21 protein-coding genes and 6 tRNA genes are annotated in these 19338 nt (G+C 69.5%); 9 read left to right on the forward strand and 18 right to left on the reverse strand.

Annotated features, from left to right (window positions below):
* Window positions 1–5 precede the first annotated feature (5 nt).
* The 7 genes from AB0I51_RS06360 to AB0I51_RS06390 form a co-directional block, all read right to left on the reverse strand.
* On the reverse strand, window positions 6–2741 hold the full coding sequence (locus tag AB0I51_RS06360) for a Tat pathway signal sequence domain protein (RefSeq protein ID WP_362972018.1): 2736 nt from the start codon (window positions 2739–2741) through the stop codon (window positions 6–8).
* Between the two features lie 99 nt (window positions 2742–2840).
* The gene (locus AB0I51_RS06365) at window positions 2841–3431 is read right to left on the reverse strand and encodes a hypothetical protein (RefSeq protein WP_362972020.1); all 591 of its coding nucleotides are present in this window, start codon (window positions 3429–3431) and stop codon (window positions 2841–2843) included.
* A 4-nt stretch (window positions 3432–3435) separates the two neighbouring features.
* Window positions 3436–4320, reverse strand: a complete 885-nt coding sequence (locus tag AB0I51_RS06370; RefSeq protein WP_362972022.1) for a carbohydrate ABC transporter permease — start codon at window positions 4318–4320, stop codon at window positions 3436–3438.
* On the reverse strand, window positions 4317–5273 hold the full coding sequence (locus AB0I51_RS06375; protein ID WP_362972024.1) for a sugar ABC transporter permease: 957 nt from the start codon (window positions 5271–5273) through the stop codon (window positions 4317–4319). Before AB0I51_RS06375 ends, AB0I51_RS06370 begins: the two co-directional genes overlap by 4 nt.
* A gap of 11 nt (window positions 5274–5284) precedes the next feature.
* Window positions 5285–6571, reverse strand: coding sequence for an extracellular solute-binding protein (locus tag AB0I51_RS06380; protein WP_362972026.1), 1287 nt, complete (start codon window positions 6569–6571; stop codon window positions 5285–5287).
* Between the two features lie 344 nt (window positions 6572–6915).
* Window positions 6916–6987 (reverse strand) — tRNA-Val (locus tag AB0I51_RS06385).
* Window positions 6988–7065: 78 nt separating this feature from the next.
* On the reverse strand, window positions 7066–7542 hold the full coding sequence (locus tag AB0I51_RS06390; protein ID WP_362972028.1) for a TIGR02611 family protein: 477 nt from the start codon (window positions 7540–7542) through the stop codon (window positions 7066–7068).
* A gap of 191 nt (window positions 7543–7733) precedes the next feature.
* Between AB0I51_RS06390 and AB0I51_RS06395 the strand changes: the two genes are divergently transcribed.
* Together AB0I51_RS06395 and AB0I51_RS06400 are read left to right on the forward strand one after the other, a co-directional pair.
* Window positions 7734–8147 (forward strand): SsgA family sporulation/cell division regulator, encoded by a 414-nt coding sequence (locus AB0I51_RS06395; protein WP_004002642.1) that lies wholly within the window; start codon window positions 7734–7736, stop codon window positions 8145–8147.
* A gap of 326 nt (window positions 8148–8473) precedes the next feature.
* On the forward strand, window positions 8474–9034 hold the full coding sequence (locus AB0I51_RS06400; protein ID WP_019066337.1) for a CGNR zinc finger domain-containing protein: 561 nt from the start codon (window positions 8474–8476) through the stop codon (window positions 9032–9034).
* Window positions 9035–9098: 64 nt separating this feature from the next.
* Here the strand turns inward: AB0I51_RS06400 and AB0I51_RS06405 are convergent, their stop codons facing one another.
* Together AB0I51_RS06405 and AB0I51_RS06410 are read right to left on the reverse strand one after the other, a co-directional pair.
* On the reverse strand, window positions 9099–9251 hold the full coding sequence (locus AB0I51_RS06405) for a hypothetical protein (RefSeq protein WP_019059824.1): 153 nt from the start codon (window positions 9249–9251) through the stop codon (window positions 9099–9101).
* A 164-nt stretch (window positions 9252–9415) separates the two neighbouring features.
* Window positions 9416–9859, reverse strand: a complete 444-nt coding sequence (locus AB0I51_RS06410; protein WP_362972031.1) for a hypothetical protein — start codon at window positions 9857–9859, stop codon at window positions 9416–9418.
* 260 nt (window positions 9860–10119) lie between these two features.
* On the opposite strand from AB0I51_RS06410, the gene AB0I51_RS06415 reads away from it, so the two are divergent.
* Entirely contained in the window at window positions 10120–10635 is a 516-nt protein-coding gene (locus AB0I51_RS06415; protein WP_362972033.1) for a DsbA family protein, read from the forward strand.
* A 15-nt stretch (window positions 10636–10650) separates the two neighbouring features.
* On the opposite strand, the gene AB0I51_RS06420 is transcribed toward AB0I51_RS06415, so the two are convergent.
* The 3 genes from AB0I51_RS06420 to AB0I51_RS06430 form a co-directional block, all read right to left on the reverse strand.
* Complete coding sequence (locus tag AB0I51_RS06420; RefSeq protein ID WP_362972035.1) at window positions 10651–11469, reverse strand: GNAT family N-acetyltransferase; 819 nt, start codon at window positions 11467–11469, stop codon at window positions 10651–10653.
* A gap of 62 nt (window positions 11470–11531) precedes the next feature.
* Window positions 11532–12353, reverse strand: a complete 822-nt coding sequence (locus AB0I51_RS06425; protein ID WP_362972037.1) for an aminodeoxychorismate lyase — start codon at window positions 12351–12353, stop codon at window positions 11532–11534.
* Window positions 12350–13393, reverse strand: a complete 1044-nt coding sequence (locus tag AB0I51_RS06430) for a chorismate-binding protein (protein WP_362972039.1) — start codon at window positions 13391–13393, stop codon at window positions 12350–12352. Before AB0I51_RS06430 ends, AB0I51_RS06425 begins: the two co-directional genes overlap by 4 nt.
* Before the next feature lie 179 nt (window positions 13394–13572).
* Here AB0I51_RS06430 and AB0I51_RS06435 point away from each other — a divergent pair.
* The 5 genes from AB0I51_RS06435 to AB0I51_RS06455 all read left to right on the forward strand — a co-directional run bounded on the left by AB0I51_RS06435 (window position 13573) and on the right by AB0I51_RS06455 (window position 14028).
* A tRNA-Gly gene (locus AB0I51_RS06435) sits at window positions 13573–13645 on the forward strand.
* Between the two features lie 39 nt (window positions 13646–13684).
* Window positions 13685–13758: transfer RNA gene (locus AB0I51_RS06440), tRNA-Cys, on the forward strand.
* 1 nt (window position 13759) lies between these two features.
* Window positions 13760–13831: transfer RNA gene (locus AB0I51_RS06445), tRNA-Val, on the forward strand.
* Window positions 13832–13850: 19 nt separating this feature from the next.
* A tRNA-Val gene (locus tag AB0I51_RS06450) sits at window positions 13851–13922 on the forward strand.
* 34 nt (window positions 13923–13956) lie between these two features.
* Window positions 13957–14028: transfer RNA gene (locus AB0I51_RS06455), tRNA-Val, on the forward strand.
* Window positions 14029–14081: 53 nt separating this feature from the next.
* Here AB0I51_RS06455 and AB0I51_RS06460 read toward each other — a convergent pair.
* From AB0I51_RS06460 to AB0I51_RS06475, 4 genes are all read right to left on the reverse strand, one after another.
* Entirely contained in the window at window positions 14082–14381 is a 300-nt protein-coding gene (locus tag AB0I51_RS06460; RefSeq protein ID WP_318015217.1) for a zf-TFIIB domain-containing protein, read from the reverse strand.
* A gap of 80 nt (window positions 14382–14461) precedes the next feature.
* Window positions 14462–15403: an aminoglycoside phosphotransferase family protein gene (locus tag AB0I51_RS06465; protein ID WP_362972041.1), complete on the reverse strand. Its 942-nt coding sequence runs from the start codon at window positions 15401–15403 to the stop codon at window positions 14462–14464.
* Between the two features lie 292 nt (window positions 15404–15695).
* Window positions 15696–15905: a hypothetical protein gene (locus AB0I51_RS06470; RefSeq protein ID WP_317888187.1), complete on the reverse strand. Its 210-nt coding sequence runs from the start codon at window positions 15903–15905 to the stop codon at window positions 15696–15698.
* 212 nt (window positions 15906–16117) lie between these two features.
* Window positions 16118–16393, reverse strand: a complete 276-nt coding sequence (locus tag AB0I51_RS06475) for a hypothetical protein (RefSeq protein WP_362972044.1) — start codon at window positions 16391–16393, stop codon at window positions 16118–16120.
* Window positions 16394–16590: 197 nt separating this feature from the next.
* On the opposite strand from AB0I51_RS06475, the gene AB0I51_RS06480 reads away from it, so the two are divergent.
* Window positions 16591–17958, forward strand: coding sequence for a protein kinase (locus AB0I51_RS06480; protein WP_362972046.1), 1368 nt, complete (start codon window positions 16591–16593; stop codon window positions 17956–17958).
* Window positions 17959–18065: 107 nt separating this feature from the next.
* Here the strand turns inward: AB0I51_RS06480 and AB0I51_RS06485 are convergent, their stop codons facing one another.
* Window positions 18066–18461 carry an NUDIX hydrolase gene (locus AB0I51_RS06485; protein ID WP_362972048.1) on the reverse strand — a complete coding sequence of 132 codons (396 nt, stop codon included), beginning with the start codon at window positions 18459–18461 and terminating at the stop codon, window positions 18066–18068.
* 7 nt (window positions 18462–18468) lie between these two features.
* The gene (locus tag AB0I51_RS06490) at window positions 18469–19287 is read right to left on the reverse strand and encodes an RNA methyltransferase (protein ID WP_362972050.1); all 819 of its coding nucleotides are present in this window, start codon (window positions 19285–19287) and stop codon (window positions 18469–18471) included.
* Window positions 19288–19338 lie beyond the last annotated feature (51 nt).

Consider the following 19338-nt stretch of genomic DNA (forward strand, 5'->3'; position numbering starts at 1 on the left):
CTCGGCTAGGGCATCTTGTCGCCGAGCAGCGCCAGGTTCTCGATCGCGGCGAGGCCGTACAGCGCGGTGTCGTTGGAGGACACCCACGCGGCCTCGCTGCCCGGGACAAGGGTGACCGGACCGTTCAGCGCCTCCGTCTTCCACGGCGAGGACTCCATGTAGCCGTCGGAGCTGTAGAACTTCGTCCACGCCCGCTTCGCGAGCGTCGCGTCGTCGAGCTGCACGGCGGCGTAGGCGTCGAGGCGTGAATGGCCCTGGAAGAGCAGCAGGGTGCCGAAGTTGGAGCCGTAGCGTGCCGCCTGTTCCGCCTTGGAGGCGTTGAAGTAGCGGCAGTAATCCATGTACACCTCCTTGAACTTGGGCATGTCGACCAGGTGGATCAGCTCCGCGCACAGTTCGTTGAGGCCGAAGACCGCCGAGAGGTGCGAGACGGAGACCACAGGCGTGGAGGCGACGGCGAACTTGCCGGTGTCCAGGTCGTACAGTCCACTCCCCTGCACAAATCCGTTGGGCTGGGCGGCGATTGTCTCCATCGTCGACAGGACGCGCGCCTTCGCCTTCTCCCACTTGGGGCCCTTGCGCTCCCACTCGGTCAGCCACGCCGACACCAACCCGCTCCAGTCGGTGCCGAATCCGATCGACAGGGCGTGCCGGTCGGGCGTGTACGGCGCGGTGCGGATCTTGCGGATCGGGTCGAGGACGAGGAACGTCTCGTCGGAGTCGACGTTGGCCGCCATGAGGTCGCCGACGCGTTCGTCCGCGGTGAGGAAGTAGTAGTAGCGCCGGTAGGTGGTGTTGGCGATGCGCTGCTGCTTGGCACTGTCGGCGTAGTGCTGGACGCCGTGCCGGGTGCCCAGGCCGGCCCACTGGCCGAGGTGGTAGACGTCGACCTCACCGGTGTGCCGGGTGAGCGCCTCGGCGAAGCGGAAGATGTCCGAGCGGCCCGAGCGGAGGTACGCGAACCAGAGCCAGATGTCCGGCGACAGCTCGGAGTTGTCCCAGGCGTAGCCGCCGACGTCGTACCGCCACTGGTGGCGCACGGTGTCGTACGAGTGCATGAAGTCGCCGTAGTCCCAGAAGCCGTACCAACGGCGTTGCGCCACCTGGTCCTTGTAGTAGGTGAAGAGGAAGTCGAGGTGGTCCTCGATCTTCGCCTTGGCGGCCGTGGAGCGGTCGGGCTCGGAGTAGAGGCCGGGGCCGAACACCTTGGACTTGATCAACTGGGCGGGCGGGGCGGCGAGTTGCGGCAACACCCTCACCGCTTCGACCTGTTGGGCGAGGGTCTCCGGGGTCGGCGTCGACTCATTGGCCCAGAAGAGGAGTTCGGATGTGCGGGCGATGCCGTACGGGGTGCCGAACTCGGGCTCGTAGTCCTCGTAGGTGATTTCGAGGCCCTGGAGCTGTTCGGCGTAGGTGTCCTGGCCCATGCCGTCGTGGTAGAAGCGCAGGTCCATCGGCTGGGCCTCGGGCGACCAGAGCCAGAGGGTGACCTCGGCCTCGTCGGTGTGCGCGTCGCGGATGTCGAGCTGCGCGGGGAACTTCTCCCAGAAGTCCCGCAGCCCGAAGGAGAATCCACCGCTCGCGCCGCCGACGTACCCGAACCCGGAGGCGTGCCCGCCACCGCCGGCCGCGATCCAGCCGTGGCCCTTGGTGGTGCGCTTGCGCAGGGTGAAGCCGTCGGCGGAGAGCTGGGAGAGGGTGTAGTCGCCCCACTTGGGGATGTACTGGAGGCGGGTCGTGACCCGTTGGTCCCAAGTGGAGGGATCGGCCAGTTTCCGGCCCGCGTACTGGGCGGCCTGGACGGTCGCGCCCGGGTCGCGGCGCAGCCCGGTGATGCCCTGAACTGCCTCGCGCAGCAGGCCCGTTCCCTCGCCGCCGATACGGATGTGGCGATCGTAGGCCGCGTCCCGCATCGGCACGGTGAAGCGGACGCCGAGGCCGCGGATGAAGTCGCCGCTCGCCTTGCCCGGTTCCACCGTGCCGTCGAAGGTGATCGTGTGCACCATGCGGAAGGAGTCGGCGCCTGCGTAGAAGTAGAGGCGGATCGAGAACGGCAGCCAACTCCGGCCGCCCTTGCGGTGTTTGCCGTCGATGCGGACCACCGCCCTTACCGGGCCGTCCTGTTCGACGGTGACCTCGTCGATGACTCCGTCGAAGCGCTCGGTCTTCACCGAGCCCTGGTCCTCGTCCTCGATCTCGGGCTGGCGGATGAGGACGAGACGGCCGTTCCTCGCGATCTCCGTACCGCCCCTGGTGACCGATTTGACGAGGGTGGAGCCGTTCTTGCCGATCCTCGCGGTGATGACACCGGTCGACACGTCGATGGTGCCGCCGCTCTTGTCGACGGTGACCTTCCTGTCGGGGGCGGCCGTGTCCCCGGCGGTGAGCGTGAGCTTGCCGGAGCCCGAACTCACGGCGTGCGCCGTCCACTTGAGCGATCCGTCGGGCCAGTAGGCGATGGGCCAGGACTGCACGGGAACGGCCGCGCCCTCGGCGTCCGTCAGCGCGAAGGCCTGGTCCTCCTGGTAGGTGCCCATCGGCCAGGGAACACCGACCGTCGAACCGGGCGCGGCGCCGAGACCGCCGTCCTCCAGCCAGTCGAGGGTCACCGGGTCGGCGTCGGCCGCCGCGGCTCTGGGCGCGGCCTGGGCGTCCTTCACCCCTAGCGCCCAGCTGAACTGCGCGGCGGCTCCGGCGGCAGCGGCGGCCTTGAGGAGGGACCTGCGGGGGATGGGAGACATGGCCTTTCCTTTCCGTGCGGGTAGCGTTTTCACTCCGTTTGGTCAGGGGCATGACAGATGGAGTCGCGGCAGCGGACCGCTGCCCGGAACCACCGCCCGTCAGCGGTGCCGGTACCGCTCCTCCACCGCGACGGCGGCCGCGGCGACGGCCCCCAGCACGGGGACCGCCAGCGGCGCGATGAGCAGGGCGGAACAGCCGACGAGGACCAGCCCGCCGACGAGCAGGAAGGAACCGGCCGGATCGAGGACCGTACGCCGGCCGGCCTCGGCGAGGAGCGCGCGCCAGGTGTCTCCCGGCGTCCAGACCGCAGCCGCGCGCATCCCGGCGACGACGATCCCGAGCAGCGCGAACACGCCGACGGCACCGACGAGCGGCCCACCGGGCAGCCCGGCCCGCACGGCCTGGACATCCACCCACAGGGCGGCACCCGCACCCCATCCGGCGATCCCGACGACCCACCCGCCGCGGACCGCCGCCCGGAAGTCTGCGACGAACTCCCGCCACCCGCCGCCCACATGACCGGTGCGGCGCCTCAAGTGCCGTGCCCCGGCGGCGAATGCGGCGGGACAGGTGACAACTCCCACCGACGCGACGGCGATCCACACCCCGGTGAGCAGACACTCGGCGAACACCCCGAACCGTTCGGCGAAGACCGATTCCTTCCGTGCCTTCACACGTGCTTCGGCCACCGCCTCAGCCCTTCAGTCCGGAGGTCGCCATACCGTCGATCAGGTAGCGCTGGAAGGCGAGGAAGAACAGCAGCACCGGCAGCAGCGCGACCAGCGACATGGCGATCATGCCGCCGTAGTTGGCAGCCACGCCGTCCGAGTCGCGGAACATCATCAGGCCCAACGAGACGGTGTACTTGCCCGGTTCGTTGAGGTAGATCAGCGGGCCCATGAAGTCGTTCCAGGCGTTGATGAAGGTGAAGATCGCGCTGGTGATGAGCGCGGGCCGGCACAGCGGCAGCACGATCGACCAGTAGATGCGGAGGTGTCCGCAGCCGTCGAGGCGGGCCGCCTCGTCCAGTTCCTTCGGCAGGTTCCGCATGAACTGCACCATCAGGAAGACGAAGAAGGCCTCGGTCGCCAGGTATTTGCCGATGAGCAACGGGACGTAGGTGTTGACCAGTTGGAGCTTCTGGAACATCACGTACTGCGGGATCAGCAGCACGTGGTATGGCAGCAGGAGCGTGCCGATCATCAGGGAGAAGAGCAGGTTGCGGCCGGCGAACCTGATGCGGGCGAAGGCGTACGCCGTCAGGGAGCAGGAGATCAGGATGCCGACGACCGAACCGAGGGCGTAGAAGAGGGAGTTCTCGAAGAAGGTCCAGATCGAGATGTCGGCGATGCCCTTGGCCAGGCCCTTGAAGTTGGCGAGGATCGGGTGCCCGGGGAACAGTTGCAGGCTGCCGATGACGTCCTTGCTCGGCTTGAACGAGGCGCCGATCACCCAGAGCACCGGGTAGAGGACGACGGCGAGGACGGCCAGTGCCCCGATGTGCCAGGCGAGGGAGCCGGTGCGCCGACGGCCCAGGCCTGAGGACTTGGTGGTGGTGAGGCTCAGCGGGCGGCTCATCGGGCGTCCTCCTCGTAGTGCACCCACTTCTTCTGCGACCAGAAGAGGACGGCCGTCACGAGCGCCACGGCGAGCAGCAGCATCCAGGCCATCGCGGACGCGAAGCCCATCTGGGCGTTCTTGAAGCCCTGTTGGTAGAGGTAACAGGTGTAGACGAGCGTGGCGTCGGCCGGTCCGCACTGGGAGTTCGAGACGACGTACGCCGAGCCGAAGATCTGGAAGGAGTGGATGGTCTCCAGCAGCACGTTGAAGAAGAGCACCGGGGAGATCATCGGCAGCGTGATGTTCCAGAACCGGCGGAACGGTCCGGCCCCGTCCATCTCGGCCGCCTCGTAGAGCTCCTTCGGCACCTGCTTGAGTCCGGCGAGGAAGATGACCATCGGCGCGCCGAACTGCCACACGGTGAGCGCCACCAGGGAGTAGAGGATCCAGTCGGGGTCACCGACCCAGCCGCCGACATGCGCGCCGAACAGAGACTGCGTACGGTCCACGATGGCGCCGTCGGAGAACAGCGACCGCCAGACGAAGCCGATCGAGACACTCGCGCCGATGAGCGAGGGGGCGTAGAAGGCGGCCCGGTAGAGGGCCTGGCCGCGGCGGCTCTGGGCGAGCAGCATGGCGACGCCGAGGGCGAGCAGGAGTTTCAGCGGGGTGCCGATGACGACGTACTTCGCCGTCACCTCCACCGACTTCTGCCACCTCGGGTCGTCGAACATCCGGGTGAAGTTGTCGAAGCCGATCCACTTCGGGCTGTCGAAGAGGTTGTAGTCGGTGAACGCGAAGTAGAGCGAGGCGACCATGGGCCCGGCGGTCAGCAGCAGGAACCCGGCGATCCACGGGGACATGAAGAGATAGCCGGCGATGTTCTCACGGCGCCCCCGCCGCTTCCGGTCGGCGGGGGCTGCGGAACGGGTCTGCCGGGCATCGGGCGGAGCGTCCTTGACGAGCGTCACGGCGGTTCCCATCAGGCGGAGAAGGCGGCCTGCGCCTCGGAGAAGAACTGTTTCACCGCGTCGGCGACCTTGGTCTTGCCCAGGGCCATGTCCCCGGCGATCCGGAGGAAGGCGGACTCGGCGGTGTCGGCGCCGGACGGGTGCGGGGTGATCGTCCCGAGGACCCCGGCCTTGGCGGTGTCCGCCTCGTACTGGGCGATCTCCTTCTGGACCGTGTCGGTCGGCTTGAAGGCGTCGTACTGGTCGGTGGTCGCGAGGATGCCCCGGTCGTAGCCCATGATCCTGCCCACGGCGGGGTCGTGGACCATGAAGTCGATGAACTGGGCGACTTCCTTCGGGTGCTTGGTCCGGGCGGAGCCGCTGAGCATCAGGGAGGCGAGGTACTGGCCGGTGTGCTTGCCGTCGGTGGTGGGGATCGGCGCGAGGCCGTAGTCGCTGGTGCCCTCCGCCGTGTAGCGGACGGTGAAGTTGTCCCAGGTGAATTCCGAGGCACCGTGGCCCGCCGAGAGCGAGGACTTGGGGGTGTCCTGGGCGACGACCTTCGGGGAGGTGACGATCCCGGCCTTCACCCGGCCGTACCCGTCCGTCCACCACTCCGTCAGATCGGACTCCTCGAAACCGAGTCCGTCCTTGGTGAAGAACGCCTTGCCGTTCTGCCGGAGGTAGAGGTCGTACAGGTACATGATGCTGAAGTAGCCGGTGTCCCCGGGGACTTTGGTCTTGTCGTGGATCGTCTTGAGGGCCTTGAAGTACTCGTCCCAGGTCCAGCCCGCCGTGGGGTCGATGCCCGCCCGCTTGTAGACCGTCTTGTCGATGACCAGCGCCATGGTGTTCGAGCCGACCGGAACACCGAGTTGCTTGCCGTCGACCTGGCCGACCTCGACGACGCCCGCGCGGAAGTGATCCAGGCTCAGATTGCCTGCGTCGATCTGCGACTTGAGATCGAGCAGGACACCTCTCTTGTCGTACTTCCGAAGAAATCCGACGGCGTTCTGGAATACGTCCGGTGGATTTCCACCGGCGGCCTGCGTCTGGAACTTCTCCCAGAAAGAGGGATAGTCCTGAAAGTCCGTCTTCACCTTGATCTTCGGATACTTCTTCTCGAAGAGCGCGATGGACTGATTGATCTTTTTCGCTCGCTCCTCGGCACCCCACCACGAGTAACGGATCGTCACCGTCCCGTCCGCGGACGTGCCGCCGTTGCCGCCGCAAGCCGTCGCGGCCAGCCCCAGCGTGACCGCCGAGACTCCGGCGGCCTTCAAGATCGTACGCCTCTCCACATTCGTGCCGGTTCCCATGACGGGCCCTCCCCGTAGCGTCGTTGCCACCTGCATGAATCGTTTCAAGTAAGCGCTTGCTGGCACAAGTTACGGAGGCCCTCGGAGCGCGTCAATGATTCGGACAGGAATTTCTTGTGGGCCGGCTGAGCGCCACGACGGCGCCGACGGGTGCGTCGCGGGAGCTGCGGGACGGACACCGCAGGTGAGAAGCCCGCGATCGGCCGGCCGAACAGAAAGCGGCCTGCAGCACTCACCGACGACCGGCCGAAAAAGGCCTGGGCGGCGGGGAGTTGACCTCTCGTCACCGACGAGTGAACGACGACGGCCCGCCTGTGCGATCACAGGCGGGCCGTCGATCCGGGTGGGCGATACTGGGTTCGAACCAGTGACCTCTTCGGTGTGAACGAAGCGCTCTCCCACTGAGCTAATCGCCCGGACGCACGGAGAACATTACCCCATGTCAGCGGGTGCCTCCGACCAGCACGGGAAGGCACCCGGGCGCCGCCACCGAGTCACTGGTCCTTGATCTTCCAGGGCATCACCACACCGAACTTCCAGACGTAGACGCCCACAAGGGCGACCACGATCACCAGGCCGATCGAGGTCAGGACGATGTTGCGGCGGCGCACCGCCGGGTCGAGCGCACGCTGTGCCGCCTCGGTGACCTTGCGTTTCGTCCAGCGGAGCACCAGCTGGGCCCAGACGAACTCGGTCGCCCAGATCGCCATACCGCCGAAGATCACCACCCAGCCGGGTCCCGGCAGCGGCAGCATCACGATGCCGGCGGCCACGACCGCGAGGCCGACGACGAACACTCCGACCTGCCAGCTCACATGCAGCGCACGGCGCGCCTTGATGAATTCCGGCGCCTTGGAACCGAGCCCCTGCTCGTCCCGGGCCCCGTCCACTCTTGTCCCGTCCGGCGCCCCGTCGGCCGCTCCGTCCGACGCCACGACAACCTCACCCGGCCCGTCACTCCCCGTATTCATACGGACAAACCCTACCCGAGGGAATCCAGTCACCGGAATGGCCGCACCGAGCGATCGAGCCCTCGGCCGGAAGAGTTACGTAAAGGCACGCAAAACACTCAGAGGGGTTTACAACGGCACCGTAGGTGGCATGTCGATTTCGCCGACGTGCGAATCCCCGAGCGCACACTGAGCGAAAGGCCCTGGCGCTTATGAACACCACGGTCAGCTGCGAGCTGCACCTGCGCCTCGTTGTGTCGAGCGAGTCATCCCTGCCTGTCCCCGCAGGCCTGAGGTACGACACGGCCGACCCCTACGCCGTGCACGCCACCTTCCACACCGGAGCCGAGGAGACCGTCGAGTGGGTGTTCGCCCGCGACCTTCTCGCGGAGGGCCTCCACCGGCCCACCGGTACCGGCGACGTCCGTGTCTGGCCATCCCGTAGTCACGGTCAGGGCGTCGTCTGCATCGCACTGAGCTCTCCCGAGGGCGAAGCCCTGCTGGAGGCTCCCGCACGGGCCCTGGAGTCCTTCCTGAAGCGGACGGACGCCGCCGTGCCACCCGGCACGGAGCACCGGCACTTCGACCTGGATCAGGAGCTGTCGCACATCCTGGCGGAGAGCTAGCGCAAGGCCCCGACCCAAACCACCTGGCGCCGTCCGAACTCGGGGAGACGGCTCGGGCCTGGACAACCGCATATGGCACACACCGGCGCCGTCGCCGCGATTCGTCGCGGGGGCGGCGCCGGTGCGTGCGGCGCCCGCCGCCGGTGGTCCCCCCTGGGCCGCGGAGGGGGCGACTCTCCGTGTCCCGTGAACCGCACTCTCCGTAGCCCGGGGAACCGCGAGGGACACGATGGCGTTCATAGGGGCAGGGGCCGCCCTCCGGGAAGCCACTACCATCGGCCAGCATCGGCGGGCGCCCGCCCGACCCCCAGGCCAGGGAGCTAAACGTGCTGATCACCCACGACACCCGGTGTGCCCTCGACACCGTGGTGGATCTGGTGAACACCGCACCGGAGGACGCCGCGGCGCCGGACGGACTGTCGGACGTCGCGCTGCTCGCGGATTTCGTACGAAACCACGAGATCAGCGATGTGGGCGTGCTCTCGGAGTTCGACCTCTCCGCCGTGCGCAAGATCCGCGGCCGGTTCACCGCGGTCTTCTCCGCGCCGGATCCCCGGACCGCCGCCGGACTGATCAACGACCTGGTCGCCGCCGCGGGCACCACGCCCCGTCTCACGGACCACGACGGCTACGACTGGCACGTGCACTATTTCGCGCCCGGCGCCTCGGTCGCCGACCATCTCGCCGCCGACTGCGGGATGGCGCTCGCGTTCTTCGTGGTGGCCGGCGAGCAGGAGCGGCTGCGCCGCTGCGAGGCCCCCGACTGCAGGCGCGCCTTCGTCGACCTCTCCCGGAACCGCTCGCGCAGATACTGCGACAGCCGGACCTGCGGAAACCGACTGCATGTCGCGGCGTACCGGGCCCGGCGCAAGGAAGCCGCGGGCTGACGGCCGACGCCCTTCGATGAGGTCGTGGCCCCCGGCGGGTGACGTCGGGGACCACGAGTACGGCTCACAGCATCAGCAGGTCGTGCAGCGAGGCCATGAGCAGCAGACACCCGATCACCGCAAGGAAGATCATCAGCGGTGGCTGGGAAAGGGCGAAAAGGCACCCGCGCGGCTCGTCCTTCGGCGGCGCGGCGTCGCTCTGTGTCGTGTCCAGCATCTCGCCGCGATGATGACGCAGCGAGGACCCCTCACGCGATCAACACGCCCGATAGGAGAGGGAGTTCGCCGAATTCCGTGATGTCCGTTTCGGGTCGCGTCGGGTCCTGAACACTTACCGGCGGACCCGGCTCGCTCTGTGTCGTTTCAGTCGCTGTGCGTCCGTCATATGCCGTGCTTCTTCAGGATGGCCTCGATGTCGCTGAAGTCGTCCCCGCTCTGGGCGCGGGGCGCGGCGGCGGGCCGGGCCGCCGGGCGGGCGGCAGGACCGAGGGAGGGCGCGGAGGCAGCCGGGGCCACCGCGTCCGGCTGGGCCGAGGCCTTGGCCGCCCTGCGCTCCTTGCGGGTGCCGCCACGTCGGCGCTCCACGGCTCGGGTGCCCGTGAAGAGCAGCCAGGCACCGCCGAGTACGACGAAACCCGCCCAGGCCGTGGGGCTGAACGCGGTGTCGGCGGCCCAGCCGACGACCCCGGTCATCACCAGGCCGACGGGCACCAGCGAATAGGCGGCGATACGGGCGGCGGAGAGAAAACGCTTGCGGTACGCGGTGACCGCGGCGATGCCCAGGCCTGCCGCGGAAACGGCGGAACAGACGGTCTCGGCAATCATCCGGTCCTCCAGGCGGTTCCGTCGGGCACTCTCGGTCGGACGAGGTCGGCCGGTCCGCTCGGACACGTCGGCCCGGCAGGTCGCACTTCGTCCCTTCCATCCTGCACCGTCCGGTCCCCGGGATGCCATGCCCCGGTAGGACATCAGGGACATCTCCGGGTCGCATCCTCCCCAGGTGCCGGTCGGCGCCGTACGCCCGCGTCCCTTGGACCCTGTGGTCCCGGTTGGGACGGCGGATCCGGGGCTGGGAGACTGGTCCCATGAGTGACCTCCCCTCCGCGCGCACCCCCGTCCTCGACGTCTGGTGCGAGCTCCAGTGCACGGACTGCCGCACCGCGCTGGAGGATCTGCGCGACCTACGGGCCCGCTACGGCGACCGGCTGGAACTGCGGCTGCGGCACTTCCCACTGGAGAAGCACAAGCACTCCTTCGCCGCCGCACAGGCCGCCGAGGAGGCCGTGGAGCAGGGGCGGGGCTGGGACTACGTCGAGGCCGTGCTCGGGCGGGTCGAGGAGCTGGACCGCAGGGGCGAACCCTTCCTGGTCGAGATGGCCGGCGAACTCGGCCTGGACGCCGAGGAGTTCGACACCGCCCTGATCGACGGCCGGCACATCCTGATCGTCGACGCCGACCAGGCCGAGGGCAAGGCAATCGGCGTGACCGGCACCCCGACGTATGTCATCGGCGGTGAACTCCTCGACGGCAGCAAGAGCCAGGAAGGGCTGCGCGCCCGCATCGAGGAGATCACCGACCGGCTGCTCGCCGGGGTCGAGTGAGCAACCGGCAAGGTCTCAGAGCAAGCTCTTGTACAGGTGGTAGGTGACCGTCTCGTAGCCGAGCGACTCGTAGAGACGCTCGGCCGGGGTGTTGCCCGCGAAGACGTTCAACCGGATGGCCGGCAGTCCGGCCGCGATGCCCTGCGCCTCGGCCAGGAGCATCAGGCTGCGGCCGTGGCCCCGGCAGCGGGCGTCGGCCTCGACCTTGTAGACGAAGGCCTTGCCGTCAAGCTGGCCCGTCCAGAGCGTGCCCACCGCGATCCCTTCGTGCTCCAGGACGCTGAAGGTCATGTCCGGGGTGGCAAGTCCGTCGGGCAGCAGTTCGGTGTTGGTCTGCAGAGCCCTGGTCCGTGCCTCGGCCTCGGGCACCCCGCGCTCGGTCCAGCTCTTGGTGAAGTCCTCGGTCCCCCGCATCTCCCACGGGCCGTACTCCTCCTGGGTCATGGGCCGCCCCAGGCTCCCAGTGGGCAGTTCGGGCGCGAGGTCGCCGAGCGGCTTCTCCATGTGGCGGTTGCGCACGACGTAGCCGAGGGCCCTCGCCACCTTCAGCGCCGCCTCCGCGCCGGCCGGCACGGAGACCTCCATACGGTCGCAGCCCCAGCCCCGCACCACCTCCTCGGCGGCGAGCGCGGCCACCGTGCCACGGCCGCGCCGCCGGTCCGGTTCCTCGATGCTCAGGTCCAGGATCTGGGCCACCGAGTCGCCGAAGAACGGACTCGTGCTGAGGCGTATCGCCCCGACAGGACGGCTGTTCACACACACCTGGTAACGGCGTGAACGCGTCCCGTCGGTCTCGCGCTGAAGCGGCTCGGTCGGCCGCAGGGTCGTGGTCATCACCTGTGTTCTACCCGACCCGGAGCCCCAGGTCAGCCTCTTAAATGTGCCTCCTGCGGCTCTTACGGATCAAGGTCGTCGCCCGACCGCTCGTCGAAGACGCGCATCGCCTTGGCGGTCACCGGCCCCGCCATGCCCGGGAGTTGGCGGTCGTCGAGCAGGTGGACGGCCTGTACGTCGCGCAGCGAGGACGTCAGGAATACCTCGTCGGCGCGCTCCAGGACGTCGAGCGGCAGGTCGGTCTCCTTGGCGCCGGTCCATTCGACGGTCAGGGCGCGGGTGATGCCGGCGAGGCAGCCCGAGGCGACCGGCGGGGTGTGGATCTCGCCGTCCAGGACGACGAATACGTTCGAGCCCGTGCCTTCGCAGAGTTGGCCGACCGTGTTGGCGAACAGGGCCTCGGAGGCGCCGTGTTGGTGGGCGCGGGCGAGGGCGACGACGTTCTCGGCGTAGGACGTGGTCTTGAGGCCCGCGAGGGCGCCGCGCTCGTTGCGGGTCCACGGGACGGTGACCACCGCCGTGGAGTCGGGGCGGCGCTTCGCCTCGCCGAGGGCGACCACCAGGGTCGGCCCGTGCTCGCCGCGGTCGGAGCCGAGGGGGCCGTGGCCGCCGGTGTACGTGATGCGCAGCCTGCCGAACGGCATCGGGTTGGCGGCAAGGACGGCCGCGCAGCCGCGGCGGACCTCGTCCAGGTCGGGGTCGGGGAGGCCGAGTCCGCGTGCGGAGCGGGTCAGCCGGTCGAGATGGCGGGTCAGCGCGAACGTCTTCCCGTCCGTCGCCTTCACCGTCTCGAAAATGCCGTCGCCCACGGTCAGTCCGTGGTCGAAGACGGAGACACGGGCGGACTCGATGTCCTGCAACCCGCCGTCGAGCCAGATCTTCATGAAAGAGCCCCTCCGCTCACCTCGTACGCGCCCGACGCTACCGCGAGCAGCCGTGACGCCTTCAGCTCGGTCTCCCGCCACTCCCCCTCGGGGTCCGACCCCCAGGTGATGCCGGCGCCGGTGCCGAAGCGGAGCCTGCCGTCGGCGCGGTCGATCCAGAAGGTGCGGATGCCGACGGCCAGTTCGCCGGTGCCCCGGTCGGCGTCGACCCATCCGATGCCCCCGCAGTAGGGGCCGCGGGGTGCGGTCTCCAGGGCGTCGATGATGCGCAGGGCACTGGACTTGGGCGCGCCGGTGACACTCCCGGGCGGGAAGGCGGCGGCCAGCAGCTCCGGCCAGCCCGCGTCCGCGTGCAACTCACCCCGGACCGTCGACACGAGGTGGACCAGACCGGGGTGCTTCTCGACGACACACAGGTCCGGCACGGTCACGGTCCCCGTGGCGCAGACGCGCCCGAGGTCGTTGCGGACCAGGTCCACGATCATCACGTTCTCGGCGTAGTCCTTCTGCAGCAGGTCCGCCTCCGTCCGCCCGGTGCCCTTGATCGGGCCCGACTCGACTACCCGCCCGGTACGGCGCAGGAAGAGCTCGGGTGACGCGGTGGATATCTCGACGCCGTGACCGGGCAGCCGGATCGTTCCTGCGTACGGCGCCGGGTTGCCGCGTGCGAGCAGGGCGGTGAGGGCGTCCACGTCGGCGTCGGGCGCGACGGGCGCGGACAGGACGCGGCACAGGTTGGCCTGGTAGACCTCGCCGGCCGCGATGTGCTCCCGGATGCGGCGGACGCCGGCGGTGTAGGCGGCGCGGTCGAGGGAGCTGGTCCAGGCGTCGGTCGCGGGGCCGTGCCAGGCGCCGGGGACGGGTGCCGGGACCGGTTCGGGTCGCACGTCGCGGAAGCGCGCGCAGGTCAGACGGCCCTCGAAGTCGGCCGCGACCGCCCAGAAGCCGGTGGAGTCCAGGGCCGCGGGATCGCTGGTGACATCGAGGAGGCCGGTGGCGACACGGCCGCCGAAGCGGGCAAGAGGAACGAGGTCGAGCACGCCGTCGAGTCTATGGCGGGTGTCTCACAGGTTGCCCGGCCATGTCACCGCGGGTGCCCTGACCATGCGTTCCCGTAGTCGCAGGCCAGCACGCTGCACAAACGCGTTTTTGTGCTGGCCCCGGAATCCGCTAGAGTTCAACTCGTCGCCGCGACGCGCAAGCCGAGCGGAAACGACAAGCGGACGTAGCTCAGTTGGTAGAGCGCAACCTTGCCAAGGTTGAGGTCGCCAGTTCGAACCTGGTCGTCCGCTCGCAGGAAGTGGGGGATCTTCCCGAACCCCTACGCTCCTGGTGGAGTGGCCGAGAGGCGAGGCAACGGCCTGCAAAGCCGTCTACACGGGTTCAAATCCCGTCTCCACCTCCAAGGACGATTAGCTCAGCGGGAGAGCGCTTCCCTGACACGGAAGAGGTCACTGGTTCAATCCCAGTATCGTCCACTGATCCGCAAGGATCCCCGCGCGATTAGCTCAGCGGGAGAGCGCTTCCCTGACACGGAAGAGGTCACTGGTTCAATCCCAGTATCGCGCACGTACCGCCCATGATCTGCGGATCGTGGTCCCGAGGACGATTAGCTCAGCGGGAGAGCGCTTCCCTGACACGGAAGAGGTCACTGGTTCAATCCCAGTATCGTCCACACACCGGAACCCCCGGCCGTCTCGTACGGCCGGGGGTTCTTCCGTGTGCCGGTCAGCTGGAGAACAGCATGTGGCCGAAGCTCTTGTGGCGGTGGTGGCCGCCGTGACCGCCGTAGTGGCCACCGCCGTGACCGCCGCCGTGCGGGGCGCCCCAGGCGGGCGCGGGCGGGGCGGGGTAGGCCTGCGGGCCCGGGGGCGGCGGGGCGGGCTGCTGCCACTGGGACTCCACGCGGGTCAGCGCCTCCAGCTCGCCGTAGTCGAGGAAGATCCCCCGGCAGTTGCTGCACTGTTCGATCTGGACACCGTTGCGGTTGTACGTGTGCATCGGCGCATGGCACTTCGGACACTGCATGCTCGGCTCAACTCCTCGGCCGTTGGTACGTCTTCGTGTTTCCCCAGGACAGACTCCGTCCGACCCCGGTCGGTTGCACCCTACTTCGCGAATCCGGGCGTCAACTCGGGTGGGACGGAACCCATTCGGTCACAGGCGTCCACAACCGCTCCTTCCACCTCGTCCAGTGGGCGGCCCGCCGCGACCGCCTTGACGATGGCGAGGGCCGCGGTCTGCACGGTCAGGGCACGGGCCGGGACGTCCAGGGCCGGCCAGGGGTCGCCGTCCGCGGGAACCGCCGGGCCGCCCGCCGCGCGGTACGCGGCCAGGAAGCGGGCCCACTCGTCGGGCGGGAGCAGCCCGCAGGCATACCAGGCGGCGGGCCGCGCCAGGTCCCACCCCGGGACTCCTACGCCCAGGTCGTCGACGTCGATCAGCAGCCAGGGGCCGTCGGGGGCCGGGTGCCGGACGAGCTGGCCCAGGTGGAGGTCGCCGTGGCAGAGGGTGGTGGTGTCCGGCTGGGGCGCCTCCGCGCGGGCCCACGCCGGGAGCAGGGTCCAGGCGTGCAGGACAGGGGCGGCTGCGGGGTGGCCGCCGCCGGTCTCGCGCAGGCGGGTGATCGCCCTGACCGCCTTGAGGGGGCCGCGCATGGGCGGGAGGGGGGTCGGGGCGGGGGTGCGGTGGAGGCGGGCGAGGAGGGTGGCCGCGGCTTCCCAGGGGGCCGCGTCCGGATCGTCCGGGTCCACGGGGGTGCCGTAGGGCCAGAACGTCACCTGGCGGTCGTGCAGGGTGAGGGGGGTGGGGTCCAGTGGGGGCAGGAGGATGCCGGGGAGGTGCGTGGCGGCGGTGAGGCGGGCCGTGAGGTCGGTGGGGTTCGTGTGCGGGGCGTGGGCCTTGGCGACGGTGGCTGCGTGGCGGACGACTGTGCCGTCGGGGCGGTCCGTGAGGGTGTGGGTTGCTCCGCAGGGGCAGGCGGGGGTTCGGGTGTGCGCTGCTTTTACAGCTCGGGCTGTCAGGTCGGACAGCAGTTGGCGGGTGGTCACCGGGTCCCCCTGAGTCGTACGGCTTGCTATGGGAGCGTACGGCTGGGTGTGCGGGTCCACTGCGGGCCGGTGGGGGCTGGGCGCGCCCACTCTGCGGAGCCGAAAATCGATACAGCCCCGCGCCCCTTCGGGGCGCTCCAGCCAAAGGCGTTGCAATGCGAGGGCAAAGCAAAGCCGGCGCAGCTCCCCAGCTGCGCCGGCTTTTTTTGCCGTCCGCCGCACCCCCGTCCCCACGGGGTTTCATGGGTTGATGTCCCCGCCCGGACCGCTCTTCCGGGCCTGGGGTCGCCGCTCAGCGCCCCAGCATCACTCCCACGGACGACGCCTGTGTGGCCACGGTCTCCCAGCCGTCGAAGACGACCAGGAGCAGGACCGCCAGGGGAAGTGCCATCAAGGTCGCCACCAGCGGGTGGCGACGGCCCGTGCGGCGGGTGTGGAACGCCGCGTTGTACGCCTTGCGTCCCTCTTCGCGGATCAATGCCCGCGGTGCCGTGTGGGCCATGGTCCCTCTCCTGACCGTGCTCCGTTGACCGAACTCAGTTGTCGTTGGCAGCGGCGGGTGTCTGACCTCGGGGGACGAGTGCTGCACCCGCCGCTTGACCTCAAATCTAGGTGCGCGGCGGGTGCGGGTCGTCATGCCCTCGTACCGATTGGCGGGCCTCCCGGAGGATGAGCAATGACCTGCGAACTACTCCCCTGGGTGGAGACGGAGACCTAGGTCTCGGGGTCTTCCCGGAGGGGGCGTCCGGTGTGCCCCGCTTTCTCCGAGCTGTCCTCACGCGGGACCGGCTGCTCGACCAGGGCCAGGACCCGGGTCGCCATGAAGCGGGCTGTGCGGACTACTGAGCCGCTGCGGGTGACTTCGCTCACTTCCACAACACCTCGCCGTACCGCCGTCTCCACCCTGCGGCCCGCCCTGCTCGCCACCACCTCGTATGTACGTGTGGTGTCGCCGGCGTCCACCACTATCTCGACGCGATCACCCTTCACGCGCTCAATCCCCCTTCTGTGATGGTTGGTTGGGGTCGGGGGCGATATGAAGTCCTGCTGTTCGCACGGCCTCTGACCACCCTTCAAAGTTTCCCACCCGGCACTGACAATCCATCGGTCCGAGAGGGCGCGGCCTTTGCGCGCGGGCGGCTGTGGAAACGTAAGCTGTCGCTCGTCACACGGACCGGGCAGCGGGGATGAACATGGCGATGATGCGCCTGAGGCGCGAGGACCCGCGCGTCGTCGGCTCGTTCAGGCTTCACAGACGGCTCGGCGCGGGCGGAATGGGCGTCGTCTACCTGGGCTCCGACCGCAAGGGCCAGCGGGTCGCGCTGAAGGTGATCCGCCCGGATCTGGCGGAGGACCAGGAGTTCCGTTCGCGGTTCGCGCGCGAGGTGTCGGCCGCCCGGCGGATCCGGGGTGGGTGCACGGCGCGGCTGGTCGCGGCGGATCTGGAGGCGGACCGGCCGTGGTTCGCCACGCAGTACGTGCCCGGTCCCTCCCTGCACGACAAGGTCGCCGACGAGGGCGCGCTCGGCGCGGCCGAGGTCGCCGCGATCGGGGCCGCGCTGTCGGAGGGGCTCGTCGCGGTGCATGAAGCCGGGGTCGTTCACCGGGATCTCAAGCCGTCGAACATCCTTCTCTCCCCCAAGGGCCCGCGGATCATCGACTTCGGTATCGCCTGGGCGACCGGAGCCTCGACGCTCACGCACGTCGGCACGGCGGTCGGTTCGCCCGGCTTCCTCGCACCCGAGCAGGTGCGGGGGGCCGCGGTCACGCCGGCCACGGACGTCTTCTCGCTCGGAGCCACGCTCGCGTATGCCTCTACCTCCGACTCGCCCTTCGGGCACGGCAGTTCAGAGGTGATGCTGTACCGCGTGGTGCACGAGGAGGCGCAGCTGCACGGTGTACCGGACGCGCTCGCTCCGCTGGTCCGCGCGTGCCTGGCGAAGGATCCCGAGGAGCGGCCCAGCACGCTCCAGCTGTCCTTGCGCCTCAAGGAGATCGCCGCCCGTGAGGCCCAGGGTCTGTCGGACGTACGACCGCCCGCGCCGCGTGGTGGCGAAGCCGACCGGCCCACCGGGCGGCTCACCGAGAGCTATCCCGAGCAGCAGCGCACGCAGGGCGGTCGACGCCCGCAGAGTCCGCAGGGCACCCCGGCGCCGCGCGGTACCGCTCCGCCGTCGCGGGGCGGTGGCAATCCCTCTCGTGGGAGCGGCGGCGTCCCTTCCCGACCGGGCTCGGCACGGCCGACTCCGGCGGGGCGGAACACCACCCGCTCCGGCAGCGGCAGCCGTCCCGCCCCGCGCAGCGGCACCGGCCGCCCGGGGCCGCGGACCACGGGCACGGGGCGGCGGCCCGCCAACCCGCGTCTGCTGCGGCAGCGGCTGTTCGTGTTCGTCGTGGTGACGTTGCTGGTCGCGCTCGGTATCGCAGTGGCTCAGGGGTGCTCGGGGCCGGCGCACGGGCTCGGGCGCACGGGGGGCGGTGCACCGCAGGGGCACGAGAGGGTCGTGGCGGAGGACGGGCGGTTCGGGGCTGTGGGCGGTTTCGCCGGGCAGTGAGCGGTGGGGTGTCGTGGGGTTGTTTCGCCCCCCGCCGCCCCAGACCCCCGCTTCGGCCCGGACGGCCCCGTCCTCAGACGCCGGACGCGCTGACTTTTCAGCCGTGCCTACAGGCTCGGCAGGATGTGCGCGAAGAACTCCCGGTCCGCGTCGAAGAGCGGGGTCATCGTCAGGAACTCGGCCGCGGTGACCCAGCGGACCTCGGAGACCTCGCCCGGGTCGGGGACAATGGTGCCGTTGCCTGTTTCGGTGGCGGTCCACCAGTGGAGGCGGAAGCCGCCGTCGTCGGTCTCGGACTGCCAGACCTTGGCCAGGGGGGAGACCGCGAGGCCGACCTCCTCGTGGACCTCCCTGACCAGGGCTTCTTCCTGGGTCTCGCCCGGTTCGAGCTTGCCGCTGAGCGGGGCCCAGTAGCCGGAGCGGGCCGAGTCGGGTCCACGGCGGATGACCAGCACGCGGTCCGCGCGTCGTAGGACGGCGACGATCGCCTCTCGCTGGTCCAAGGGGCTCCTAGAGTTCGGGGCGGCCGGTGGCCACCGCGTAGAAGGCTACGGCAGCGGCAGCGCCCACGTTGAGGGAGTCGACGCCGTGGGCCATCGGGATGCGGACCCATTCGTCGGCGGCCACCAGGGCCTGGGTGGAGAGACCGTCGCCCTCCGCGCCGAGCATCAGGGCGACCCTGTCCATGCGGTGGGGGGCCGCCTCGTCGAGGCTCTTCGCCTTCTCGTCGGGGGTGAGGGCGAGCAGCGTGAAGCCTGCCTCGCGGACCGACTCCAGGCCCTTGGGCCAGCTGTCGAGTCGGGCGTAGGGGACGGCGAAGACCGCACCCATGGAGACCTTCACACTGCGGCGGTACAGAGGGTCCGCGCAGTCCGGGGAGAGCAGTACCGCGTCCATGCCCAGGGCCGCCGCCGAGCGGAAGATCGCGCCGATGTTGGTGTGGTCGTTGACGGACTCCATGACGACGACCCTGCGGGTGGTCCGGAGGAGTTCGTGCGCCGTGGGGAGCGGTTTGCGCTGCATGGAGGCGAGGGCGCCCCGGTGGACGTGGTAGCCCGTGACGCGTTCGGCCAACTCCGGGCTCACCGCGTAGACCGGGGCCGGGAGTTCGTCGATGACGTCGCGCATGACGTCGACCCACTTCGCGGACAGCAGCATCGAGCGCATCTCGTAGCCCGCGTCCTTGGCCCGTCTGATGACCTTCTCGCCCTCGGCGATGAACAGGCCCTCGGCCGGTTCACGCTTGCGGCGCAGCTCTACGTCGGTCAGGCCCGTGTAATCACGCAGGCGCGGGTCGTCGGGATCCTCAACGGTGATGAGATCGGCCACAGGGTGATACTGCCTTGTCCTGGGTGTCGTGCCAACGGCTGGGAACGGGTT

This window comes from Streptomyces sp. NPDC050549 (assembly GCF_040655035.1).
Classification (GTDB): Bacteria; Actinomycetota; Actinomycetes; order Streptomycetales; family Streptomycetaceae; genus Streptomyces.